The sequence below is a fragment of the Sphingobacterium olei genome (genome assembly GCF_005048855.1).
Taxonomy (GTDB): domain Bacteria; phylum Bacteroidota; class Bacteroidia; order Sphingobacteriales; family Sphingobacteriaceae; genus Sphingobacterium; species Sphingobacterium olei.
This window is the reverse complement of sequence record NZ_SUME01000011.1, coordinates 55,964-77,616: the sequence shown is the minus strand read 5'-3', so window position 1 is coordinate 77,616 and position 21,653 is coordinate 55,964. Positions and strand designations below refer to the sequence as shown.

General features: G+C 42.1%; 17 protein-coding genes. 9 read left to right on the top strand and 8 right to left on the bottom strand.

Annotated elements, in window-relative coordinates:
- The first annotated feature begins 11 nt into the window (after window positions 1–11).
- The 9 genes from FAZ15_RS20385 to moaCB all read left to right on the top strand — a co-directional run bounded on the left by FAZ15_RS20385 (window position 12) and on the right by moaCB (window position 9,693).
- Window positions 12–2,219, top strand: a complete 2,208-nt coding sequence (locus FAZ15_RS20385) for a xanthine dehydrogenase family protein molybdopterin-binding subunit (RefSeq protein ID WP_136903218.1) — start codon at window positions 12–14, stop codon at window positions 2,217–2,219.
- Window positions 2,220–2,292: 73 nt separating this feature from the next.
- Window positions 2,293–3,423 (top strand): XdhC family protein, encoded by a 1,131-nt coding sequence (locus tag FAZ15_RS20380; protein WP_136903217.1) that lies wholly within the window; start codon window positions 2,293–2,295, stop codon window positions 3,421–3,423.
- 8 nt (window positions 3,424–3,431) lie between these two features.
- Complete coding sequence (gene moaA / locus FAZ15_RS20375) at window positions 3,432–4,412, top strand: GTP 3',8-cyclase MoaA (protein WP_136903216.1); 981 nt, start codon at window positions 3,432–3,434, stop codon at window positions 4,410–4,412.
- Window positions 4,412–6,175 (top strand): NTP transferase domain-containing protein, encoded by a 1,764-nt coding sequence (locus tag FAZ15_RS20370; protein WP_136903215.1) that lies wholly within the window; start codon window positions 4,412–4,414, stop codon window positions 6,173–6,175. The genes moaA and FAZ15_RS20370 overlap by 1 nt, the downstream gene beginning before the upstream one ends.
- Before the next feature lie 5 nt (window positions 6,176–6,180).
- Window positions 6,181–6,915, top strand: coding sequence for a sulfite exporter TauE/SafE family protein (locus FAZ15_RS20365; protein WP_136903214.1), 735 nt, complete (start codon window positions 6,181–6,183; stop codon window positions 6,913–6,915).
- A gap of 90 nt (window positions 6,916–7,005) precedes the next feature.
- Window positions 7,006–7,233 carry a MoaD/ThiS family protein gene (locus tag FAZ15_RS20360; protein WP_136903213.1) on the top strand — a complete coding sequence of 76 codons (228 nt, stop codon included), beginning with the start codon at window positions 7,006–7,008 and terminating at the stop codon, window positions 7,231–7,233.
- A gap of 1 nt (window position 7,234) precedes the next feature.
- Window positions 7,235–8,344, top strand: a complete 1,110-nt coding sequence (locus FAZ15_RS20355) for a HesA/MoeB/ThiF family protein (protein WP_136903212.1) — start codon at window positions 7,235–7,237, stop codon at window positions 8,342–8,344.
- A 1-nt stretch (window position 8,345) separates the two neighbouring features.
- On the top strand, window positions 8,346–8,774 hold the full coding sequence (locus FAZ15_RS20350) for a molybdenum cofactor biosynthesis protein MoaE (RefSeq protein WP_136903211.1): 429 nt from the start codon (window positions 8,346–8,348) through the stop codon (window positions 8,772–8,774).
- A 1-nt stretch (window position 8,775) separates the two neighbouring features.
- A complete protein-coding gene (gene moaCB, locus FAZ15_RS20345; RefSeq protein WP_238387328.1) occupies window positions 8,776–9,693 on the top strand; it encodes a bifunctional molybdenum cofactor biosynthesis protein MoaC/MoaB in 918 nt (305 codons plus the stop codon).
- A 5-nt stretch (window positions 9,694–9,698) separates the two neighbouring features.
- On the opposite strand, the gene FAZ15_RS20340 is transcribed toward moaCB, so the two are convergent.
- The 8 genes from FAZ15_RS20340 to FAZ15_RS20305 all read right to left on the bottom strand — a co-directional run bounded on the left by FAZ15_RS20340 (window position 9,699) and on the right by FAZ15_RS20305 (window position 21,644).
- Complete coding sequence (locus FAZ15_RS20340; protein ID WP_136903209.1) at window positions 9,699–10,829, bottom strand: cysteine desulfurase family protein; 1,131 nt, start codon at window positions 10,827–10,829, stop codon at window positions 9,699–9,701.
- 86 nt (window positions 10,830–10,915) lie between these two features.
- On the bottom strand, window positions 10,916–11,689 hold the full coding sequence (locus tag FAZ15_RS20335; RefSeq protein ID WP_262709323.1) for an endonuclease/exonuclease/phosphatase family protein: 774 nt from the start codon (window positions 11,687–11,689) through the stop codon (window positions 10,916–10,918).
- Between the two features lie 166 nt (window positions 11,690–11,855).
- On the bottom strand, window positions 11,856–13,418 hold the full coding sequence (locus tag FAZ15_RS20330; protein WP_136903207.1) for a DUF5689 domain-containing protein: 1,563 nt from the start codon (window positions 13,416–13,418) through the stop codon (window positions 11,856–11,858).
- Between the two features lie 37 nt (window positions 13,419–13,455).
- Window positions 13,456–15,015: a SusD/RagB family nutrient-binding outer membrane lipoprotein gene (locus FAZ15_RS20325; RefSeq protein WP_136903206.1), complete on the bottom strand. Its 1,560-nt coding sequence runs from the start codon at window positions 15,013–15,015 to the stop codon at window positions 13,456–13,458.
- 8 nt (window positions 15,016–15,023) lie between these two features.
- Window positions 15,024–18,443: a SusC/RagA family TonB-linked outer membrane protein gene (locus FAZ15_RS20320; protein ID WP_238387327.1), complete on the bottom strand. Its 3,420-nt coding sequence runs from the start codon at window positions 18,441–18,443 to the stop codon at window positions 15,024–15,026.
- 196 nt (window positions 18,444–18,639) lie between these two features.
- A complete protein-coding gene (locus tag FAZ15_RS20315; RefSeq protein ID WP_136903204.1) occupies window positions 18,640–19,836 on the bottom strand; it encodes a FecR family protein in 1,197 nt (398 codons plus the stop codon).
- A gap of 93 nt (window positions 19,837–19,929) precedes the next feature.
- Window positions 19,930–20,508 (bottom strand): RNA polymerase sigma-70 factor, encoded by a 579-nt coding sequence (locus tag FAZ15_RS20310; RefSeq protein ID WP_136903203.1) that lies wholly within the window; start codon window positions 20,506–20,508, stop codon window positions 19,930–19,932.
- Window positions 20,509–20,849: 341 nt separating this feature from the next.
- Window positions 20,850–21,644, bottom strand: a complete 795-nt coding sequence (locus tag FAZ15_RS20305; RefSeq protein ID WP_136903202.1) for a (Fe-S)-binding protein — start codon at window positions 21,642–21,644, stop codon at window positions 20,850–20,852.
- Between the last annotated feature and the right edge of the window lie 9 nt (window positions 21,645–21,653).

The following is a 21,653-nucleotide window of genomic DNA, read 5'->3' as shown; positions in this document are numbered from 1 at the left end:
AAAAATAGAGAATGAGATTCTTCGATAAACAGAATAAAGTAATACCGGAAGGCCGTGTGGAGGCAGTAGATAAAGTGACGGGTGGAGGTAAATATGCCGCGGAATACAAAGTTGATAATCTTTGTTACGGCATTTTAGTAGACAGTACGATCCCGAGCGGTTCGATAAAAAATATTGATTTAACAAAAGCGCAACAGGTGAAGGGGGTCGTTGGCTTTGTTACACATCTTCAAAAGCCGAATGTTCCCGGTTTTGCAACGGAGGATTTAATAAAACAATCTCGCTTTGGCCTACCTATTTTTCATACCGATAAAATCTATTTTAAAGGTCAGCCAATAGCGCTAGTTATAGCAGAGACACTCGAAGATGCTACCTACGCCGCCACGCTGATCGAGGTAGAATATAATACGGCGAGTTTCCAAGTTGATTTTGATGCCGTGCACCACAATATTCCCCTACAGGAGGCGGGTAGGGAGCGGGGTCAAATCGATTCATGGCGTAATGCACCGTATGTGATAGAAGAGGAATATAACATCAAGTCGGAAGTGCATAACCCTATGGAAATGCATGCCACTATTGCGGAGTGGACAGGTGAACGTCATTTAAAACTTTATGATAAAACACAGGGCGTCAATAATGTACAGCAGGTGATTGCCCCTTTATTTAACTTAGAGAAAGAAAATCTGGAGGTTGTGAGCGAATTCGTCGGCGGTGGATTTGGTTCTGGTCTGCGCGTATGGCCACATGTATTGGCAACGGTAATGGCGGCGAAACAGGTTAGTCGGCCTGTCAAACTGATGTTGACCAGACCTCAGATGTTTACCGGTACGGGGTACCGTCCAGCTTCTTGGCAAAAAATCAAGCTCGGGGCAGATGCATCTGGAAAATTTTTGGGAATACATCATCAGGCTAAAAATGAAACTTCGCTCTATGAACGTTTTTCGGATCAAATTACGCGTGTTACACGCCTGATCTACAACTTTGACAATTTAAAAACGGAAGATGCACTCGTGCCGCTCAATCTAAGTGCTGCAACTTGGATGCGTGGACCAGGCGATTGCACAGGTGATTTCGCCATTGAATGTGCCATTGATGAATTAAGCTATAAGCTGAAAATGGATCCTGTAGACTTGCGATCCAAAAATATTGCAGCTACACACCATCCAGAAAATAAACTACCATGGTCGTCCAATTATCTGTTGGAATGCATCAGTATAGGGGCAAAACACATTGGTTGGGACAATCGAAGTCCAATGCCTAATTCAATGAAAGATGGCGATTGGCAAATCGGGTATGGTATGGCTGTGGGGATGTGGAACGCGGGAAGAAATAAAACGAGTGCAGCTATTAAAATGTTGGCAGATGGACGTATTATCGTTCAAACGGCTATGACAGACATTGGTACCGGAACAGGTACAGGGATGAAAAATATTGCTCATGAAACGACAGGAATTCCGCAAGATAAAATTACGGTTGAGCTGGGTAATTCAAGCCTGCCTCCAGCGCCAAGTCAAGGAGGCAGTACAGGGATGTCGTCCGTAAGTGGAGCCATCGTAGAAGCTTCTAATGCATTGAAATTAAAACTTGCCGAGTACGCGGCTTTAATCAACATCGATTTTAGAAATCTTTCTCCCGATGCCATTCTCTTGTCCGGAAAAGGGATTTCACGGAAAGAAAATCCAAATGAAACAGTCACTTACGCCGACTTGTGGGAACAAAATAAGCTGGATAATGTAGTGGTGGAAGCAACTTCTGGACCGGGAGAAGAGCGTAAAAAATATGCGTTCTGTTCCTCTGCAGCTCATTTTTGTCAAGTTCGGGTGAATGTTAAGACAGGTAAGGTCAAGATCGAAAAATTAGTATGTATTGCCGATGGCGGCAAAATAGTGAACGAAAAAGCTGCTGCCAATCAAATGTCAGGTGCCGCAGTCGGCGGAATTGGAATGGCATTGATGGAGGAAAAACTGATTGATGCTAAAATAGGTGGATTGATAGGGGACGACTTAGCGGGCTATCATTTTCCAGTAAATGCAGATGCCCCAATGATTGATGTGCATTTTATAGGTAAGCCCGATCCCTATATTAATCCCACAGGTGCCAAAGGTTTGGGCGAAGTCGGTATAATAGGTACAGCTGCCGCTATTGCTAATGCAATTTATCATGCGACAGGCAAAAGATTGCGCAATCTGCCAATTACGCCGGATACGATAGTAGGTTAAAATTAAAATGAATGTTTTGATTTTAGATAATAAATTTATGTATATTATTTTGAAATTAATATAGAGTTGTACGATGAGTGAATTACGGGGCATTATTGAAGCGTACCGCCAAGCCGAACAGATCCATACCAGGACTGTTTTAGCTACTGTGGTAAAGGTAGATGGGTCGTCGTATCGTATGCCTGGTGCACGGATGCTGGTGTCGGAATATGGTGAAATGACAGGAGCTATTAGTGGAGGCTGTTTAGAAGGTGATGCGCTCCGTAGGGCAATGCTAGCGCTGAACCAGCGTACCAATAAATTGGTGACTTATGATACCTCTAAGGATGATGATTTGAGCATGGCAATACAGTTAGGTTGTAATGGTGTTGTTCATATCCTATTTGAATACATTGATCCAACCAACCCGCAAAATCCCATTGCATTATTAGAAAAGCTTCTTGATAAACGTATCGCTTCTGCGGTAGTCACGGTGTGTTCCTTAGATCGTCATGCTGAACAACTGGGGACATGTTGTGTACAGGTAGGGAACGAAGTGATGCTAAAAGAAAATAACCTTGTCTCCATATCCGAGTTAACCAATTCCATCCAACAGGTGTTTGAGCGTCAACGGAGCTTACGCTCGGCAATAGAGCGGAATCAGACAACATACGAAGTGCTATTGGAATATTGCTTGCCTACAATTCAGCTTGTGCTTGTGGGAGCCGGCAACGATGCACAGCCATTAGCCCAAATAGCTTCCCTTATCGGCTGGGATGTCTGTATCGTCGACGGACGTAATAGCCACGCGACAGACAGACGATTCCCTTACGCCAAACAGATAGTAGTTGCTTCTTCGGACGCTTTCCAGCAATATGTCACCACCGATGAATACACGGCCGTAGTGCTGATGTCACATAATTATAACTATGACAAAGCAATATTAAAACAACTTGCCACAAGCAACTGTGTGTATATCGGGCTATTGGGACCTAAAAAACGTTTTCAACGCATGGTAGATGAATTACAAAGGGAAGACCTTGTGCTAGGTGAAAAACAATTAAGCAAGATGTATGGGCCAGTGGGATTAGATATTGGTGCAGAAACATCTGCAGAGATTGCACTTGCCATAACGGCCGAAATAAAATCCGTACTTCAGCAGCGATCATTAAACTCGCTTCGAAACCGGACCGAAAAGATGCACCAGAATATTCCAATTATTTAATTATAACTATGCTTTTTGACAAATTTGGCCGCCAACATACCTATCTCCGCATATCGCTTACCGACAATTGTAATTTGCGTTGTTTTTACTGTATGCCTGAGCAAGAGTACGCATTTGCACCGCCTTCAAAGCTAATGCAGCCCCATGAGATTGTAGAAATTGCCCAGACATTCGTAGAACAGGGAATCACTAAGATACGCCTTACAGGTGGAGAGCCCTTCGTTAGAAAGGATGCCGATAAAATTTTGGCGGGCTTAGCGCCGTTGCCGGTTCAACTTACGTGTACAACCAACGGTGTGCGTACAGATGCCTTATTACCCATGATCAAAGCCGCAAATTTTAGCAGCATAAACATTAGCTTAGATACTCTTAACGCACAGAAGTTTCACAAAATAACGGGGCGTAATCTCTTTGAAAAAGTCCGCTCAAATATTGATCTCTTATTAAACGAAGGTATTCCCTGTAAACTAAATGTCGTCGTGATGAAAGGATTGAATGACGATGAAATTTTGGATTTCGTTGGCCTTACAAAAGAATTACCTTTGGAAGTACGCTTTATTGAATTTATGCCTTTTAGCGGTAATAAATGGACCAGTAATCAGGTATTTACATTAAATGAAATAAAGGAAGTGATTCAACGGCGCTATACTATTCATGCACAAATAGGGGATATACATGATACCGCCAAACGATTCGGAATAGCAGGCCACCAAGGATCCTTTGCCGTAATCAGTACGATGAGTGAACCATTTTGTGCAGGCTGTAACCGTATCCGACTGACAGCCGATGGAAAATTAAAAAATTGTCTATTTTCTACCCAGGAGACTGATTTATTAAGTGCCTTTCGTCGAGGGGAACCAATAATACCACTTATAGAGGCTAATATAACGTCAAAGGCGTATGCTTTGGGTGGACAATTGGAGAAAGACTATATGCAGATAGATGCCGATAAACTCGAAAATAGAAGCATGATAACCATTGGAGGGTAATGAAGGATACAGGAATAATAATTTTAGCTGCCGGTAGTTCCTCACGACTGGGAACCGCTAAACAACTTCTGGAGTATCAGGGAAAAACATTATTAATGCATGTTGTAGAGCAAGCTTTAGCAAGTCAGCCTGCACGTGTTGTCGTTGTTGTTGGGGCGCATGCTGAAGAGATTACCGCAACACTTGCAGGAAAGGATGTAGCTGTCTGTTATAATACGGATTGGTCAACAGGAATGGCATCTTCCATTAATAGAGGAATAACACAGCTATTGATTGAAAATCCCGGTGTAAAGAGTTGTATCTTCTCTGTATGCGATCAACCGTATATATCCGAAGAAAACTTCACCCAATTATTCGTGCGCCAGTCTGAGATAGGTAAAGGAATAGTAGCTTCGACCTATGCGGACACAGTAGGTGTTCCTGTCCTTTTTAGCAAATCATATTTTGAGATGTTGCTTACACTTCATGGTGATCAGGGTGCTAAAAAAATAGTGGAACAACATAACGATGACCTGGCTACCATTCCATTTGATCTAGGGGGTGTTGATATTGACAGACCAAAAGACTTAAATCATTTATGGCATCAAATGGTTTCTGTGTCTGTAGCACGGGAGATTATTAAAAACAATTGTACAAATGGATCCAAGGGAATTAGAAATATAAGAAATGCCGGCGGATATACCGTCGCAGAGTCCATTGTATCAAACCTCGATATTCCGCATTTTAGACAGTCGGCTATGGACGGCTATGCCATCAAGTTCGAAGACAGGCTTAAAACCTTGAATGTGGTAGGCGAGATGCGTGCTGGACAGCCGTTTGTTGAAAAATTGATATCTGGAAATGCTATACGTATTTTTACAGGGGCCCCGTTGCCGGAGGATGCAGATACGGTCGTCATGCAGGAGAAGGTGAAGCGTGACGGCGATTGGATAACGATCACAGATGATCATCTTGCAATGGGTTCGAATGTGCGGCAAAAAGGAAGTGAAGCTCAGAAGGGGACATTAGCCCTTGCAGCAGGCACTTTAATGACACCTGCCGCTATTGGATTTCTGGCGGGAATAGGATGCCAAGAAGTCCTGATTTTTGAACCCCCGAAAATTGCCATCATTTTGACCGGTGACGAACTGCAAGAACTCGGCAAACCACTCTCTTTTGGACAAGTTTATGAGTCTAATTCGTTGCAGCTTCATGCCGCTTTAAAAAAAGCTGGAGTTGTAGCGGTTAACGTATACCACTCCCAAGATGATCCAGATAAATTGAAAGCTGTACTGGCGGAAGCATTGCAGGAGTCGGATATGGTCTTGTTGGTGGGCGGTGTGAGTGTCGGTGAGTATGATTTTGTCGTTCAAACCGCGTTAAGAGAAGGGGTGCAACCACACTTTCATAAGGTGAAACAGAAGCCCGGGAAACCGCTTTTTTTTGGAACAAAGGAAGGGAAAATGGTGTTCGGTTTACCCGGAAATCCTTCTTCCGCGTTAACCTGTTTGTATTTGTACGTACTGCCTGCCATCGATCAGATCATGCAAAGGCCTGATTCATTGACGACTATTTCGGCCATTACGACAGCTGATTACAGTAAAAATGTCGGCTTGACCTATTTTATTAAAGCACATTTAAAAGATGGTAAGGTATCGCCGTTACATGCACAAGAGTCTTATCGCTTGCAGTCCTATGCCCAAGCCAATTGTTTGCTTGTCTTGGAAGAGGCATCAGCGGGGGCTAAAGTGGGGGACGTAGTACAGGTAATCTTATTGTCCTAAAGGCTATGGAAACCGAATTATTTTATCTTATCTTATTTATCGTTGCTTTTTTGTACGCAGCGGTCGGACATGGTGGGGCAAGTGGTTATTTGGCTTTGATGGCGTTGTATGGCATAGCCCCCCAAGAAATGAAACCTACTGCACTCTTTTTGAATTTATTTGTGTCGCTTACCTCTTTTATTCAATATTATCGCGGGCATCATTTTAAGAGGGATATTTTTATTCCCATAGCACTTGCTTCGATACCCTTTGCATTTTTAGGTGGTATGTTGTCCATTGACGATTACATCTATAAAAAAATACTAGGTATTTTGTTACTGCTGCCCATCATCCGCTTTTTCTTTTTTAGGAATGTAGGGGATGACCGTTTGGTTAGACCCATAAAGTGGATCTCGATTCTTTTGGGAACGATCATAGGCTTGCTGTCTGGAATGATTGGAATTGGCGGAGGGATCATACTTTCACCCATTTTGATTTTGTTGTTATGGACCAACCAAAAACAAACTGCGGCTATTAGCGCTGCCTTTATTTTTGTAAATTCGCTAGCCGGGTTGGGCGGCATGCTAACACAAGGAATTTCGTTGACTTCCAATATGATTTTATATATTGTGGTTGCATTCACAGGAGGCTTACTGGGAGCTTATTTAGGATCTAAAAAATTTAACCAGGAAATATTAAAATACGTTTTAGCAACCGTGTTGGTACTGGCGGCCTACAAACTACTCTTTACTTCGGCTTAAGGTGGGTTTTATAGGCATTACGGTAATTAATTAAATAAAAACAACAGATGAAGCCATCATAGCTACATCGCCTTGAATAAATTTATACTGATGAAAATTAAAGTACGTGCATTTGGACCACTGTTAGACGTTATGGAGAGTGAATTTTTTGTGGAAGCTTCAGATACAAAAGCCTTAGTGGATGTTCTCATACAACAATTTCCGGGGATGGCCGATCGTAAAATAGCTGTCGCTGTCAACGGAAAGATAACAAACACTTTGGTGAAATTGCAGGATCAAGATACAGTGGCACTTTTACCCCCTTATTCCGGAGGTTAAGATGAATTGGGATCCTCGTTACGAAAGACATTATACCTTGCCTGGGTTTGGCCATGTGGCACAGGAAAAACTAGCGACATCCAAAGTGTTGGTGGTGGGAGCGGGCGGCCTGGGTTGTCCTGTACTGCAATATTTAACAGCATCGGGAGTAGGGTATATTGGTGTCATGGATTTTGATACCATTCAATTAAGTAACCTCCAACGGCAAACGATTTATCCCACCGCTTCGGTAGGGCAATTAAAGACTAAAGTAGCTGCAGAACAACTTCGACTAAATAACCCTTCCATTGAGATCATCGAGCATCCCGCCCGACTCAGTAAAAGTAATGCAGGTAAAATTTTGCAGCAGTATGATATCATTGTGGATTGTACTGATAATTTCGAGGCTCGCTATGTATTGAACGACTACTGCGTTGTACTGCAAAAACCACTTGTTTTCGCCGCTATATATCAATACGAAGGCCAGGTGGCCATATTCAATGTGTCGGATGAACAAGGTACTGCCTGCAATTACAGGGATCTATTTCCCGAAATCCCCAATGCAAATGAAGCGCCTAATTGTTCAGAAAATGGTGTGCTGGGCGTGCTGCCTGGAATAATTGGTCTTATACAGGCGACGGAAGTGATTAAGTTGATTACGGGGCTCGGTGATCCTCTTGTAAATAAATTAATGACCTGGAATGTGCTAAATTACCAATCCATGATTCTGGAGATCACGCATCGTGCAGACTTTCATATACCGGATATCGAGTCTTTAGACAGCCAGCAGGATGTAGACGACGCTCACCGCTATAGGAGTGAAGATCCTATCGACGGAATACACCCACGGGAAATAGAAACATACCTTCACAATCCTGAAGTGTGTTTGCTTGATGTACGCGAGCTATATGAAGAACCACCGTTTCCTTTAGTGCACCAAGGGATACCATTATCTACTTTATCCCAGCGGATAAATGAATTATCGGCAAGGCATATTATTGTAGTTTGTCAAAGCGGGCAGCGCAGTATGCATGCTGCTCAGTATCTGAAAGAACACTTTGGGAAAAATAGAAGAATTAGTCATCTGGTAGGCGGGATCGTACATTATTTAAATTATAAGAAAGCAGAATAATATGAAAAATATATTTGTACAAGGGGCAATATTGCCAGAACAAATTGCTGAAAGCATAGCAAAACATAGCCATAAAAAGAACATCGGAGCCCATGAAATATTTTTGGGCCAGATAAGGGCAGATGAAATAAATGAGCAGAGAGTGACATCTATCGTTTATACAGCTTATGAAGATATGGCCTTGACCAAGATGGATGGTATACGGGAGGCACTTTTTTCCAAGTACGATTTAACCTGTATGCATGTATACCACAGCCTTGGTGAAGTGTATGCAGGACAACTTTGCCTCTTTGTATTTGTGTCTTCTAAACATCGTGCTGATGCCCAAAATGCCTGTCAGGAACTTGTTGAGCAAATCAAAAAAGAACTTCCTATTTGGGGGAAAGAAGTATTCGAAGACGATACATATCAGTGGAAACAAAATAATTAAGATGGTCGACATTACGCATAAGCAGTGTACCTTGCGTAAAGGTATTGCTACAGCATCCGTGCTCACTTCCAGTGAAATAACAATCGAAGCAATAAAAGCCGGTCAAGTTCCTAAAGGAAATGTATATGAGTTTGCCCGAGCGGCCACTTTATTGGCCATTAAAAAAACAAGCGATATTATTCCTGACTGTCATCCATTACCTATTGAATATGCGGCGGTGGATTTTCACATCGAAGGTCTTTCGATCGTGATTACAGTGACCGTTCATACCATTTATAAAACTGGCGTAGAAGTCGAGGCCATGCATGGTGCTTCTGTCGCGGCATTAGTACTATACGATATGCTGAAACCCATCGACAAAAATATCGAAATTGGTTCCATCCGTTTATTACATAAATCGGGAGGTAAAAGTGATCATGGTCATGTCGCAAAGGAACGAGCTATTCGCGCTGCAGTGGTCGTTTGCAGCGATTCTGTTTTTGCAGGTGAAAAACAGGATCGTTCCGGGTTACTATTAAAAGAGCTGTTGGAAGAGCAGGGCATTGAAGTCCTCAAGTTTGAAGTCGTTCCAGATGATATTGCGGCCATTCAAAATCAATTAAGAGCTTCTCGGCAGGCTGGTGTTGATATCCTTGTATATACTGGCGGGACTGGTGTTTCAGATAGGGATGTTACACCGGAGGCTATTTTGCCCCTATTAACTAAACAGTTGCCGGGAGTGATGGAAATAGCAAGACAATATGGACAGCAATTTGTTCAAACTGCTATGTTGTCCAGAGCTGTCGCAGGATTTGCGGACGGTATGTTAGTGCTGACATTTCCCGGATCTACAAATGCGGTCAAAGAAAATATGAAAGTGCTATTTCCGCAGATTCTTCATGTATTTCCTATTAAAAATAATCAGGGACATAACGAGTAAGGTTGCTATTGTCTCAATTTGTTAACGAGTTTTTTAACAGTTTCGATAGTATAGCTAATTTCATCGACTGTCGTAAACCTTCCCAAACTAAAGCGTATAGAACTCAGACTATAAAGGTTTTCCAGTCCCATTGCTTGTAGTACATGGGAAGGTTTGTTGGTTATCGCGGAACAAGCGGATCCGTTAGAAACAGCAATATTACCGAGTGATAGAATAAGTTGTTGTGCAATTACTCCCGGGAAGCAGACATTAGATGTATTATGGATTCTTGTGGCCGAAAAGCCATTAATAAAGACATCCTCAATTTCCAGCAATGCGCTTTCCAAGTAGTCTCGCAAAGATTTAATTTGTTCCGTTTCGATAACCATTTCTTTTTGGGCTATATTGGCAGCTTCTCCCAGCGCGATAATTCCGGGAACGTTCAATGTGCCGCTTCTGATCCCACCTTGTTGTTGTCCGCCATGTAGAAGAGGGGTTAACCTCGGTACATTCGCGTTGACATACAATGCACCTATACCTTTCGGGCCGCAGAATTTATGTGCAGACAGCGGCATTAAATCAATACCTAATTTGTTTACATCTATTGGGATTTTTCCCACGGCTTGGGTTGCGTCACATAATAACAAGGCACTTGACCGATGTACGATACCTGCAATGCTTTCTATATCCTGTATTACACCGGTTTCGTTATTCACCAACATAATACAGACCAATAAGGTGTCTGATCGAAGGCTGTTTTTGAGAAGATCTAAATTAATAACTCCATCCTTGGACACGGGAAGATAGGTCACGGTATACCCATTTTTTTCCATAAAACTGCAAGAGTCCAATACGGCTGTATGTTCAGTGGATGCACATATGATATGCCTGCGATTTTGATTTTCTATTCCTTTTAAGGCAAGATTAATAGCTTCCGTGGCACCGGAGGTGTAGATAAGCTCGGAAGGCCCGCACCCGATAAGATGGGCTAAGTCTTGTTGGGCACACTCTATTTGCTCCAATACCTCTATACCAAAAAGATGTGGGCTACTTGGATTGGCGTATTGGGAGCTGAAGTAGGGTAACATTTTATTTAACACTCGGTTATCAACTGGTGTCGTCGCATTGTAGTCGAGGTATACGATTGATGATTGCATAGGTTATAAATCTAATAAATTAAATTGATTAGACTATCCGTAAAACCTACGAATCTGATAAATCTAAGAAGTACTTACCTTATGGATCAAGGTTCAATTTTTACCGTGATCATCAGAGGATTGTGATCTGATGGATAGAGATCTCCTCGGTGTTCATCGATATTCTCAAAACGGACTACAGGAATTCTTTTATTCGAGAAAATGTAATCAATTTTTGATCGTTTTTCTATAGGCATCAATCCAAAGTTATGTAACGTCCAAGCGGGGCCAAGGTAGTTTTGGGCAAGTTTACTCGTATCATAGAGTGGTTTTGTTATGTCCTGCTTGGTGGTGAGTATCTTATAGTAAGGGCTTTCTTCCGTAAAATTGAAATCTCCAGTAATAAAAGCCTGGTTATCTCCCGCTATGTCCTCAATCTTTTGTAATAGGAGCTTGGCGCTTTCTTCTATGGCTTTTTTTCCTTTATGATCGAAATGGGTAACGAACAAATAAACCTTCTGGCCATTGGACTTGATCTGGAATGCTCCCCAGGTAACCGTTCTTCTCAAATTGGCATCCCATCCCACACTTTGTTCTTCTGGTGTTTCCGAGAGCCAGAATGTTCCTGAATCGAGACATGTTAACTGATTTTTTCGATAGAATGCAGCAACCGATTCGGCTCCCTGTCTGCCCTCTACCGGACCGAAAGAATCATAATCAGGAAGCAGGTCTTTCATGTCCACATATTGGGGATAATAGGCCTCTTGTATTCCAAGCAAGTCTGGCTGATAGCGTTTGATAAAGTCGGTCATATAGACGCGCCGATGTTCCCAGTTATTGATACCGTCGTCTTGATAATTCATCCGGATATTAAAGGACATAATATTTAATGAGTTTCCTTTTTGGGCGTAAGTCTCTCTTAAATCAATTAGATATACGGATAATAAAAAGATAAAAAACAGCGGTTGCTTCATTTGATTTGAATCATTTATGAAATCTCCGACAAAATACTTTTGTCGGAGATTCCTATTCCTTCTTATGCATATTCTATTCTACGGCTTTCGTTGGCAGCCAACCTTCGGATGTACCATCCGCTAGCGGAAACTCTGTTTCCAACTCTTCTAATGTCGATTGTAGTGATAAAAGCATCGCCCTATCCATCCGTGCCTTTACCCATCGTCCTAAGCGGACATTGTATTCTCCACCCAGTTTATAAAAATAACCAGCTCCTTTTCGGGTCAGGTAAATGGTATTGGCTCCTTGTTTGTAAAAAGGCTGCTCTTGCAACGTAACCGGATTGATGATGTCGTACCAATCTGTATTGGCTATACGTAAACCGGCTTCTTGTGCTATATTCAAGATAGCACCATTGTAACCTGTCACGATAACATCAATGGGGACGGAATACGCATCTACGGTTGTTCCTTCGAATACAGCGATAGCATCTGTAAATGCGCTGGTTGCGTTGAGGAATAAGTCGGTACTTACATCACCGATACCATCGCCCGGTATAGAGCCGGTCACCCTAGACACGATCCATTTACCATGTGCTATAGAAGCGGATCCTACTCCATTGACCAACTTGGAAGAGTTACCTACATAGAAATATTCTCCTTTGTTAACTGTACCACTGGTAAGATCAAATTTGTAGGAACGTCGGCCACCGGTGGCCCAGCCTTTTAGCGGCACGCCGGTTGGTTGATAACCGGAACTGGTGTTGTGGGTTACAACGGAGAATGGTGTCACTGAAAAGTCGATGTCCTCTGTCGCCAGAAACTGCATATACTCACCGTCCAAATCTGTACCCTGTACGTCACCGATATACCCTGAAATCACGATGGGCGAACGTATAATCGAAGAACTCAACACTGTAATGTCTTCGGGTCGGCGAATACGTAAATGCGGTTTGAAATTCCCGCTATTGTCTTTGTTGTAGGCGACTACCCCAAAGAAATTCGCCATCCCCGGAAGAGGGTCGTTGGCAAAGCTGGCGTTTGGTTCCGTATGCAAAACAAAGTTACCAAAGCCGTCATTGACGAGCCTGTCTCCGCTGTATGTATCGGTAGGGTTCGGTATCGGATCAAATCCACCTTTTACAATTACCAATTCCGTACTTTCGTATTTGTCCGGGTCCGCTAAAATATAACTACTGGGAACTCTGTTGACGGCGATTGGTCTATCTGAAGCAATTTTGGTAACTATCGAACCATCCAGACCTGTTACTTGTAAAATCCCGTCGACACGCGTCAGTACGCCTCCCGCTAGATCAACTGTCACCGAATCTCCCGGAACATATTTTGTTGCATCTGTTCCAATATTAACGGCAATTCCTCTCAGTTCGTTTAAACGCATCTTATCCTGTACCATTAATAATCCGGCAGGGAGATTCTGACCGCTATGGTCGGAGACGACGATGCCAGTGATGCCGTTCGCTCCCAGCATGGATTCTACTGTCAACGAATAATCCGCATCCTTATAAAAACTCCGCAAATCATAAATAGCAATATGTGGGTTGACCTGCGCTCCGGGAAAATTCCCCGTTTTATCGCATGCCTCTAATAGCAACAATACGCAGAATAGCGATATTATGTTTATTATTAATCTGTTCATATACATCAATATTTTTTTAAATAGAACATTCCATTAATTAAGGCTTCTGCCACCAAACCAGTGTGTTGATATTGTCGCCCCCCATATTTGCCACCGCTTGTCTATAGTTGGTCGAATTCGCAGATTGAACATATATTGGGTAGTTTAATCTTACAGGCAAGTTTCCGCCATTTCGCAGCCCAGATCCTTTAGGCAATATCGGGTGCCCCGTGCGCCTATGCTCGAACCATTGTTGAAAATCCGTCATAAAAAGACAAAAGTACTTCTGTACATGTATGCGTTCCATCTTACTATCGCCAATAGGTGCATCTAGCGGTAGCGCATCATTCCACTCAATCCCGGCGTTCGTCACGTAATTTGTAAACTCAACATCGGAAATATCCGTTGTAAAAGCAGGTACCCAATAGTGGATAGCATTGGCTATTCCACGATGATAGTGGTCGGCAGCGGAACTGCCTATCCAGCCTTTTGCTGCAACCTCTGCCTTAATGAACTCCAACTCTGCATACGTCATGATTATACCCGTTAGCGGACTTTTGTGTATGGAAAAATCAGAAGTGCCAAATGCATAAAAATATGCTTGCTTGTCCTCAGCTGCACCGGGTTCGTAGCCGCTTTCTATACCAATAAATCCTCCAGAACCGGGTGCAATTCCCATCCGGTTACGCGTATTAAGACCGTACGGTTCGGCGATATCGATCCGAGGGTCGTTCCAGTTGCTCAGTTTAAGAATAAAAAAGTTGCATAATGACGGAATAGTGAAATCTATTTCACGCAATGACGTAACATAAGGACTCGTAAAAGGATCCGTAGTCACGGTTCCCCCCGTCCATTTCAGCACAGCAGATTCGTCATTGGAAGCGAAAATCGGGTACTGAGCCGGACTGTCTTCTATTATTTCCTTGATTTTGGCAATGATATCAGCAGATACTTCTGCCTTTCCCGAAATTCTCAAAAGTAACCTTAGATACAGACTGTTTCCGAATTTACGCCACAAAGCTACGTCACCTTTATATACCGGATCACTCGATTCCACTACGCCTGCCGTACTATTGGACAACAAGGTGTTCGCTTCTTCGAGTTTGTCAAACAACCCCATGTAGATATCTTTTTGCGTATCAAAAGCGGGTTCAACGATGCCTAGTTTTCCCTTGTTGGCTTCAGTAAAGGGCACGTCACCATAGGTATCTGTCAATAAAGAAAATCCCCAGACTTCGCAAATCAAAGCGATACCTTTATAGGCGTCATTTTCGTGTTCTTCTGTAGAAGCAATTTCATAGATATCCCTAAAGTTAGTCAATTCAGAATACCAGCCGTTCCAAGTATAATCTGCCATATTGGGTCTAAAGTCATATCGGAATACTGCGGTTTCGTCTTCGCTTCTAGTCACGGTAACCTGCATGAGCTCGTTATTAAAATTGCGGTTTCGTATTAAGTTTGTACGCAACATATTCACTAAAGCCGGCGCTAGTAATTTTTCGGGCGGCGAACTCGTGATGCTGATGGGATCGGTGTTTATTTTCTCAAAATCTTTTGTGCAGGCTGTGAAACAGATAATAGTCCATAAAGCCACTGCAACAGTTGATATCGTTTTCATGTTTCTGTTTATTTAATACCTACAACTAAATTAAAACCATATGTACGGGTAGAGGGAAATTGTCCGACCTCAAAGCCTTGTACAATATCGGTACCGCTCAATGTACCAAACTCCGGATCAAACATCGGCCAGCTGGACCAGATAAACAGGTTACGACCGTATACGCCGACAGTTACCCTTGACAACTTAAGCGAAGATAAGATCGATTTTGGCAATGTATAGTCCAGTCTGGCCTCCCTAAATTTGATGAAGTCGGTTTTATATGTTGCTCCCTCGCCATTTGCGGTACCCATGGTGAAATTATAAAAAGAAGTAATATCTCGGGTAATCGTCGTATTTGGGCTAAATGTACCATCCTGGTTTTGGACGACACCATTTCCAATAATACCACTATATCTTCCAGGCAATGTGGCTGTTAATTTTCCGAAATCTGCCAGACGACCATGCGTATAAGAGTGACCGATTCCTCCGAGCTGTCCGTCAAACAATACGTTTAATCGTAATCCTTTGTATGTGAACTCTGTACCGATACTGCCTTTGTATTTAGGAATCGTATTGCCCAAATAAATAGGTTCTGAAGTCAATTGTGCAAGTCCGGAGCTAGCATCGTATATTACCTCGCCATCTGGAGAGCGCTGGAACCCGATACCGTACATATCACCCATGCTTCCTCCTACGTTCGCTACAATTTGTGCTCCACCAACGGGGCTAGTCCGTAGAATGACTGTGCTATCCTGTTCGGCCATAGATACGATCTTGTTCTTGTTGGTGGAGAATATAGAAAATGTTTTCCATTTGAAATTCTCGGTTTGTACTAATGTGCCGTTCAATGCTATTTCCAATCCAGAATTGTCGATCTGACCAGCATTGATAATTTGCCTGGTGTAACCAGATGAACGATCCACTATCCTGTTTAGGATTTGGTTTTTGGTATTTCCACTATACCAAGCCACGTCCAATCCCAATCGGTTTTTAAACATCCGTATATCAGTTCCTATTTCGAAAGTCGTTGTTTTCAAGGGTTTCAGATCTGGGTTGGGTAAGATCGTTGGATTTTGTAAAGAGCCGTCTGGGTAAATGCCATTGTTTGCCAGCGGATAGGCATAAGCCGTCAAATAAGGAGTAACACCGCCACTACCCGTTTGGGACAATGAAACACGAAACTTAGCCAAGTCGAAAATTTGTGGCATTTCAAAATAATCCGATGCTACAAAGCTGACGTTTGCCGACGGATAGAAGAAACCCACGCGGTCTTTACGTGTAGGTGTAGCCAAAATACTGCTCCAGTCTTGGCGTGCGGTTAGATCTAGATAAAGATAATCTTTATAGCTTGTCGACAATAAGCCATATACGCTGTTAATATCGAAGCGAGCTGTATCGGGAATGGTGACAAGGTCATAAGCCGCATTATCAAAGCTGTATACATTGGGCTCTGTCAGACCATCTGCCCGGATTTCATTTTTATAATAGCGGTTTCTCAGCATACTTCCGCCAATGGAGGTAGTCATCTGAATATCCGTGCTTAATTTCTTGTCGTATTTTAGTAAAAAATCCCCACTAATTTCTCTGATGTTAATATCCTGTGTTCGGTAGGAACCTAAGGGCAAGCGAGCTGCTGTCCACGGCCGCTTTTGATGTCTGTCGTCGTCCGATTTATCTAAGGTGGCTCGGACTTGAAGATTCAGCTCTTTTGTGAACGCGTAGTTTGCCTGTAGATTACCGGTAATACTGTTGCGGTTAGAACCATTGATAAATTCATGAGATATAGCATAGGGGTTTTCCGGGGCGGTTGTAAAAATATCATGCAGCTCTTCGTATTCTTTGTCTTTTACCCAATAGTTTCTTAACCAATCAATGTCAGCATTCGGCACCCAAAAGACATACCAATACATGACAGATTGGTTACCATAACCCATTCCGGGTAGGTTATTACTGAACTTATTCGTGTAGTTCGCTTTCAAGGAAAGATCCAATTTGGGCGTGATTTTACTATTCGTTGACAATGAAACATTACTACGTCTATAACCTGTATTAGGAATAATCCAAGTATTCTCTCCATGTGTTGCAGAGAGTCTATAGGTTGTATTCTTGATATTTCCGTTAATGCTAAGTGAATTCGTAAATGTACGACCCGTTTCAAAAAATTCACGAGCTTGATTACGATACGGTACCCAAGGCGTCGGTTCTGTTCCGGCTCCTTGCGTTTCCGGATTGTACTGAATAAAAGACTGTCCATTAAATCTTGGACCCCATGTCAAACTTGTTCCGCTATTCGTACCATACGTATAGGTCGCTGCACCATTGAGCCCCTGTCCGTACTCGTATTGTAGGTCGGGCCAACGGTTGGCTTCTTCAAACGATGCATTGGAAGTGAACGTAATACTGGGCACGGCCGTTTTGCGTTTGCCACTACCCGATTTAGTAGTAATGATAATCGCACCATTTGCTCCCCGCTGACCATATAGAGCCGATGCTCCAGGGCCTCTTAGCACCGTTACACTCTCTATATCTTCAGGATTAATATCGTTGATTCCACTACCGAAATCTGTAGGTTGAACCCCATCCGCCGGTCCCGCTGCATCTCCGCCGGTCGCTGTTCTACGTCCGCTACTCGTATTCAAGACCACGCCATCCACTACGATTAAGGCTTCGTTTTCGCCGGTAAGGTTGTTTTCGCCACGTAAAATAACTTTAATCGACCCGGTAGGACCACCATTGGATCGTACCAGATTCAGTCCGGGTACTTTTCCCGATAAGGCATCGATCCAGTTTCCGGAAATGGCATCAGTTAATTGTGTGCTGTCTATTTTAGTGATTGCATAGCCCAATGACTTTTCTTCACGTCGGATGCCAAGTGCGGTAACGACAACATCGCTGAGACTCTGTACGGTTTCTTTGAGTACAACATCAATGATCTTTCTGTTGCCCACGATTGTTTCCATGCTTTCAAATCCCAACAACGTGAATATCAATATGGGGTCGTTGTTTGTAACTTGGATGCTGTATTCTCCATTGTCGTTGGTGACTGCCGCCGTAGATGTATTCCTGATTTTGACGGTCACACCGGCCAACGGTTTAGCACTTTGATCGACGACTTTCCCCTGTATACTATATTGTACAGGCGCTTCCGCTATTTTGTTGATGACAACGATCGTATTGCCATTTATTTTATAGCTCAAGGGTTGATTTTGAAAAATTTTATCTAAAACTTCAGGTAGGGAGGCATTCTTAAGGTTGAACGTGACCACATGACTAGCCTCCAACATCTTTGCATTATAGATGAAGTTATAACCTGTTTGAGATTCGAGATCCCTGAGTACATGTTGTAAGGAGGCCTGTTGTTTAGACATACTTATCCGTTGAGCATATCCGGTGGCACTTACCATCTGAAACATTAAAGTAAGTCCGAAGAATAAGGTTAGTTTCATTGCTAGCAAGAGTTTATATTGTTTGCAAAGACGAAATTTATTTAAAAAGGTATTTTTTTTATACATTTGATCAAGTTTGTTTAGATTGAACTGGTTCCTTCTACGCAATTAGTTAGTTACTGGCAAGCTCTAAGCTTTAGATCGGGAGAGGGGCAACTCTCCTGATTTTTTGTAACTGTGCTGTTGAAATTTAAACTTAAGGCATAACAGTTACCCTCCTTCCTTCAATACTAAATTTCACCGTACCGGTGAGTTCTAAACTCTTTAGCAGTTCCGACAGATTGTCTTTCTTGGAGAATTTACCACCGAAGATCTTTCCTTTAAGATCACCTTGATATTGCACGTCTATATCATACCAACGAGCGATAGTTCGCATGAGTTCTTCGATAGGTTGGTCTCGAAATAAGAAATATCCATTTTTCCAATCCACTACTTCGGCAATATCAATAGGAGTTATGGCAATATCATGTTGTCTATTAGTTATGGCCTGCATACCGGGCGACAGCATTTTACTGCTACTGCCTTGTGTTATCCGTACAGATCCTTCAACGAGGGTGGTGTGTACCAGTCCTTCCTTTTCATAGGTAGAGACATTGAAATGTGTCCCCAATACATGTATGCTAGATGTGCCGGCATTTACTATGAAAGGCATTTCTTTGTTCTTATAAACTTCAAAATAGCCTTCACCCGTTAATTGGACTGTTCTATATTCACCGTTGAAAGATACGGGGAACTTAAGCGATGATAAGGCATTTAACCATACTTTAGTGCCATCGGGAAGCACGACTTTATATTGCCCACCGACGGGAGTAGTAATGGTATTGTAGGAAATTTCCGATTCCATATTACTACCCATATTTGATAAATCGTATATTAGATCTCCATCGGCATTCTTGCGTATGAAGGCATTCTGTTGCTCGGCCAATATACCTTCATTGAATTCATCTAGACTTATCATAGTACCATCCGCTAATGTTAAGATGGCTTTATTTCCTCCTGGAGCGATGTCGTTAACCAGCATTTCTACAGGAGCTTCTTCCAAGGCTATAGGGTTTAATTTTTTAGATATCCATATGGTTGGAAGCAGCAGAAGTAGTGCACAGGCCACATATTTAGAAAACTGAATATATCTTTTTGATGGAGAATAACCTAAGGCGCTTTGATTGGTTCCTGCTAACACTTTTTTCCAAGCATCTTCTTTATTGTTTGCTGTAAAACGTGCAAACTCGACATCCAATAGATGTTGGTCGGTGAGTCTGTTGAATAATTTCTGATTATGGGGAGCTTCTAACAACCAACTATCAAGCTGTTTCTTCTCTTCTTCGGATAAGCGGCCTTCCAGATGTTTGATGACCCACTCGCTAACTTTATAATATTTATCAAACTGTTCCATTTTTAGGTATTACAATATATAGACACCTAACCTGTTAAAGTGGATAATAAAAAATGAAAAAAAAAGAAACTTTTATTTCTAAACAGGACGAGTCTATTGGAAAATCAACAATAAGATGGTTAGCGCTTCAGAATTAAGCTTCAATCGCAATAATTGTATGGTTTTTTGTTTTTGCTTTTTTACGGTATTTATGGATATCCCCAATTCATCCGCTATTTCTTGATTTTTTTTCCCCTCAAAGAAACTTTTTACTGAAATGACCCGATAATTTTCCGGAAGAGATTGGATAGCGTTATGGATCTCTGCGAGGAGTTCAGACGCAATTATGGAATCGATTACTGGTTGGTCGATTGGTTCATACGCCTGTTGCTGAAGAGCATAATGATCTACAATCTTATTATGCCGCAGCGCATTCAAGCTAAGGTTCTTAACGGTACTGTATAGGTAGTTTTTGATGGCGATTGGATTGGTAGAGATACGTTCTCTATTGTCCCAATATTTTATAAATGCTTCTTGAACAATATCTTGTGCTTGCTCATTGTCTTTCGTTAACTGAACGGAAAAGTACACTAATCGATCATAGTATTCATTAAATAAAGATTTAAGACATATCTCTCCGTTAGGTAAATCAATACCTAAGAGATGATATCCAATTTTTTTTATTTTATGCATATTTTAAAAACTACGTGCAAAAAATGTTAAACCTTGAACAATATCCGTTGCGTTTAACTCAAATCAACTTAGCGTAGGTATTCTATCAGTTATGCTGTCTTAAATGTAGATGTTTTTTTCGCGAAAACAAAATGTAGTCTTGGTTTTCCGTCTATAGGTAATTCCGGTTTTTGACAGTGAAATCACGAATCTTCATTGTAGCCAGTAATCCTAGTATGTTGTTTTTTTTCCTGTTTGTCGATGGTACAAGTTTAGGGGTTTAGTATTAAGAAATTGCTAAAGCAATATTATCTAATCATTTTGTTGTACTTTTTCTACATTAAGTTAGAAAAAACAATCACTTATAGCTTGTTTGCTCTTACTGTAATTTCTGCAATATCTAGAACTTGGATTTCCTGCTCTTTCTCTTTAACCTTGACACCATCACGAAGCATGGTCATACAGAATGGACACGCAGCAGCAACCACCGTAGCAGCAGATTCAATCACATCTTCGATGCGCTCTATATTAACGTCTTTATTGCCTTTTTCAGGTTCTTTAAACATTTGTGCACCCCCTGCTCCGCAACAAAGCCCGTTACTGCGACATCTTTTCAGTTCGACTAAGTCGGCATCCAGGATTTCTAGCGCCTTACGTGGGGCCTCATAGATAGCATTGCCGCGTCCCAGATAGCAGGGATCGTGATAGGTGATACGCTTACCTTTAAACTCATGACCATCAGCCGGTTTTAATTTACCGGTATCGATTAAGGATTGTATGAGTTCCGTATGGTGGATAACCTCATATTGTCCACCCAAGCTTGGGTATTCATTTTTTAAGGTATTAAAGCAATGCGGACATGCTGTTACGATTTTCTTGATCTCGTATCCATCCAATACTTGGATGTTCATCATTGCCTGCATTTGGAATAGGAATTCATTTCCAGCACGTTTTGCGGGATCACCTGTACAGGACTCTTCTGTACCTAATATTGCATACTTGATACCTACATGCTGTAGTATTTTGCATATATCACGTGTTATGCGTTGGGCTCGCTCATCAAAAGATCCGGCACAGCCTACCCAAAATAATAAATCCGGACTTTGTCCCGCGGCTAATAACTCAGCGGCTGTAGGTATATGAAATTGATTTTCCATGTGCTCTTT